The organism is Variovorax sp. 01T439_2, assembly GCF_056398445.1.
The window spans coordinates 1-3,489 of the sequence record NZ_JBFTPJ010000800.1; the positions used below are offsets into that span (position 1 = coordinate 1).

A 3,489-nucleotide genomic window follows, 5' to 3' on the forward strand; every position below is an offset into this window, starting at 1 on the left:
GCGCAGCGCGGCGCGCGGGCGCTGCCCCAATACGCATGCAGCGCCTGCCACACGATCCCCGGCATCACGAGCTCGTCGCCCAACGTGGGGCCGCCGCTTGCGGGCATCGGCGGCCGTTCACTGATTGCTGGAAAGCTCGCCAACACGCCGGACAACATGGTGCGCTGGCTGCGCCACACGCACGAGGTCGATCCGCTCACGGCCATGCCGCAGATGGGCGTGTCCGAGCAGGACGCGCGCGATATCGCCGCCTATCTTGCGGCGCTGCGCTGACCAGCCTTTCTAGAATTTGGCCGCGTTGCGCTCGTCGTCGACCGTGGCAATGCGCAGCCGGGCCCGCTCGTGCTTGATGACGAGCTGCGCGCACCGCTCCCGCATGGAAGGGTCCGTGGGCTGCTGCTCGCTGCAATCCACGAGAAGCTGCGACTCATCGAAGTCGAGCCCATGAAGAACCTCCTGGCCATGCGAATTGATGGCCAGGAGGTTGTCGGCCGACAGCTGGGCGCGCAGGGCCTCGGAGATGGCGAGCGTCTGCAAGGGCTTCACCGCTTCTCGGGTCCTGTGGCGGGGGCTGTGCGCCACTGCCTACTTCTTCATCGCCTTGATGTCGGCCTTGCCCTTGGCCTCGGTGGCCTTGGCTTCCTTCACGCAAGCGCTCTTGGCGTCGCCCTTCTGGTCGTCGCACTTTTCCTTGGCGACTGCATAGGCCGCTTCCACCTTGGCTTCGGCCACCTTGCGCGCATTGCTGTCGCTGGGCTTCTGCTTCTGCTCGAGTTCGGCCTTGGCAATCTTTTCCTTGCCCTTGGCTTCTTCCACGCAGACGTCCTTGGCGTTGTCCTTCATGGCATCGCATGCGGCCTTGTCGGCCTTGTAGTCGGCCGAGATCTTGTCGCGCGCGGCCTTGTATTCGGCCATGGCCGGATCGGTGGCCGCCGCGGGAGGCGTGTTCACTTGCGCATGCACCTGGCCCACTGCCATGCAGGAGGCTGCGGCACACATCAATAACAGTTTCTTCATGGTTGAGCTCCTTGACGCCGGTGGTTTTTCTTGCAGGGGAGGATCCGGCGTCCGAAACCAATATAGAAGTCGGCGGCGCCGGGGCGGTAGGACGCCTTGCGAAGCGGTCGTAAGCACATGCTGACGCTCCCCGCGCAGGTGTGCAGGCGGGCGGCGGGGCGTCGGCGGCGCCCCCGGGCGGCGTGGGCGCACGTCCTACCGGCGCGGCGGTTGTGGCGCGCACACTGGCCGAATGCGGACTCAGAGACTGGAGATCGCCATGCACAGAAAGCTTCACGCGTTGTTCGCTGCCACGGCGCTGTGGGCGGCGGCGCTTGCCGCGGGCGCGCAAACCTCGCCGCCGCATCCGGCCGAGATCGACCCGGCCACGGTCGAGTACGGCGCGGCGCGGGAACGGATCGGCGCCAACCTGAAGGCCGCGCTGGAGCAGTGCGAGAAACAGGTCGAGCCCGCCCGGGCGGTCTGCGTCAAGGAAGCGGAGGGCCGCCAGAAGATTGCACTGGCCGAGCTCGACCATGAGCGCAGTCCCAGCGACGCCAATGCCCGCAGGCTCGCCGAAGCAAGGGTGGCGGTGAACTACGAGGTGGCCAGGGAGAAGTGCAACGAGCGGCAGGGCGGCGACAAGGCCGCGTGCCTGTCGCGCGCAAGCGAGGAAGAATCGAAGGCCAGGGCGGGCATCAAGACCGGGCAGTAGCCAGAGAAAAGGCCCGTCACGCCGTCGCGCTGGCCCAGTATTCCCGCATCGTGGCCTTGATGGTCCGCATGGCTTCGGGGTCGCCCTGCCACAGCGCCAGCAGGTAGGCCTTGGCCTGGGCGAGCGAAACATCGGGCGGCAGCGGCGGCACGGCGGAGTCGGTGACCATTTCCAGCAGCATCGGGCGGTCGGCCGCAAAGGCGGCGTCCCAGGCCGGGCCGATGGCTTCGGGCGTGTCGACGCGCAGGGCTGCAAGGCCGAGCATCTGCGCGAAGCGCGCATAGGGAAAGTCGGGCAGCTCCTGCGAGGCGTTGAACTTCGGATCTCCGCCGAGCACGCGCTGCTCCCAGCTCACGAGGTTGAGGTCTCGGTTGTTGAGCACCATGACCACCAGGCGCGGGTCGGCCCAGTCGCGCCACATGCGCGCCAGGGTGATGAGCGCATTGAGGCCGTTCATCTGCATGGCGCCGTCGCCCAGCATCGCGACCACGGGCCGGTCGGGATGCACCAGCTTGGCCGCAATCGCGTAGGGGAGGGCCGGGCCCATGGTGGCGAGGCCGCCGGACAGGCTGGCCTTCATGCCGCGGCGCAGCTTGATGTCGCGCGCATACCAGTTGGCAGCGGTGCCGCTGTCGCAGGTGAGCACGGTTTCTTCGGGCAGGCGCGGCGACAGCTCCCAGAACACGCGCTGCGGATTGACCGGCGAGGCCTCCACATGGGCGCGCGCCTCGAGCACGCGCCACCAGCGCGCCACGTCGGCCTCGATGCCTTGGCGCCAGGCGCCGTGTTCCTTGTGATCGAGCAGCGGCAGCAGCGCCGCGAGCGTGGCGCGGCTGTCGCCGACCAGGCCCAGTTCCGTGGGGTAGCGCAGCCCGATGGCGCGCGGGTCGGTGTCGATCTGCACGCAGCGGGCCTGCCCTTCGGGCGGCAGGAATTCCGCGTACGGGAACGACGAGCCCACCATCAGCAGGGTGTCGCAGTCCTCCATCATGCGCGAGCTGGGCCGCGTGCCGAGCACGCCGATGGCGCCGGTCACGAAGGGCAGATCGTCGGGCACCGCCGCCTTGCCGAGCAGCGCCGCACCGGCACCGCCGGCAGTTCCTGCACGTCGTTGGGGACGATCACGCAGGTGACGGCGCGGCGGTCGCGCGCGATGCGCATCGCGCGGTCGATCAGGTGGCGAACCTGCTCCGCGCTGGTGGCCATCTGCACGAACTCGTGCGCCACGTCCTTGAACAGCGAGACCAGGTCCACCTCCTGCTGGTAGTCGCCGCCGAGCGCGCTGCGCTGCTGCTGGCCGACGATGGCGACCACCGGCTGGCGGTCGAGCTTCGCGTCGTACAGGCCGTTCAGCAGGTGGATCGCGCCCGGTCCCGAGGTGGCCAGGCAGACGCCCACCTCGCCCGAGAACTTGGCATGCGCACAGGCCATGAAGGCGGCCAGTTCCTCATGGCGGCTTTGTATGAACTCGATGGCGCCGCCCGCCCGGTCGAGTGCGCCCATGAGGCCGTTGATGCCGTCGCCGGGGTAGCCGTAGACGCGCCGCACGCCCCAGTCGTGCAGGCGCTGGACCACGAAATCGCTGACTGTCTTTTTCATCGCACGGATACTCCGCGCCTCGCGCGCGGCGGCCTGTCGTGCAATCGGCCCCAGGCACCGTCGGTGCAATCCCACAAGGGCCGCGCGCACCGCGCCGCCGACAGACTGCTCCCACGCGCAAGGCCTGCGTCTTCCGACCCGCAATGAAGACCAGGGGCGCAGCATGAAGGCTTCTTCAT

At 68.6% G+C, this 3,489-nt stretch carries 4 protein-coding genes and 1 pseudogene; 2 read left to right on the forward strand and 3 right to left on the reverse strand.

The features are described from left to right. The coding region (locus AC1DOC_RS27980; RefSeq protein ID WP_478130950.1) for a c-type cytochrome at positions 1-273 on the forward strand (273 nt) is incomplete at its 5' end. Positions 274-282: 9 nt separating this feature from the next. On the opposite strand, the gene AC1DOC_RS27985 is transcribed toward AC1DOC_RS27980, so the two are convergent. Next, positions 283-546 carry a hypothetical protein gene (locus AC1DOC_RS27985; RefSeq protein ID WP_012747128.1) on the reverse strand — a complete coding sequence of 88 codons (264 nt, stop codon included), beginning with the start codon at positions 544-546 and terminating at the stop codon, positions 283-285. Between the two features lie 39 nt (positions 547-585). Beyond that, positions 586-1,017, reverse strand: coding sequence for a hypothetical protein (locus AC1DOC_RS27990; protein WP_018902882.1), 432 nt, complete (start codon positions 1,015-1,017; stop codon positions 586-588). A gap of 259 nt (positions 1,018-1,276) precedes the next feature. On the opposite strand from AC1DOC_RS27990, the gene AC1DOC_RS27995 reads away from it, so the two are divergent. Next, on the forward strand, positions 1,277-1,711 hold the full coding sequence (locus AC1DOC_RS27995) for a hypothetical protein (RefSeq protein ID WP_478083463.1): 435 nt from the start codon (positions 1,277-1,279) through the stop codon (positions 1,709-1,711). Between the two features lie 16 nt (positions 1,712-1,727). Here the strand turns inward: AC1DOC_RS27995 and AC1DOC_RS28000 are convergent. Further along, positions 1,728-3,310: pseudogene (locus tag AC1DOC_RS28000) on the reverse strand (thiamine pyrophosphate-binding protein). Between the last annotated feature and the right edge of the window lie 179 nt (positions 3,311-3,489).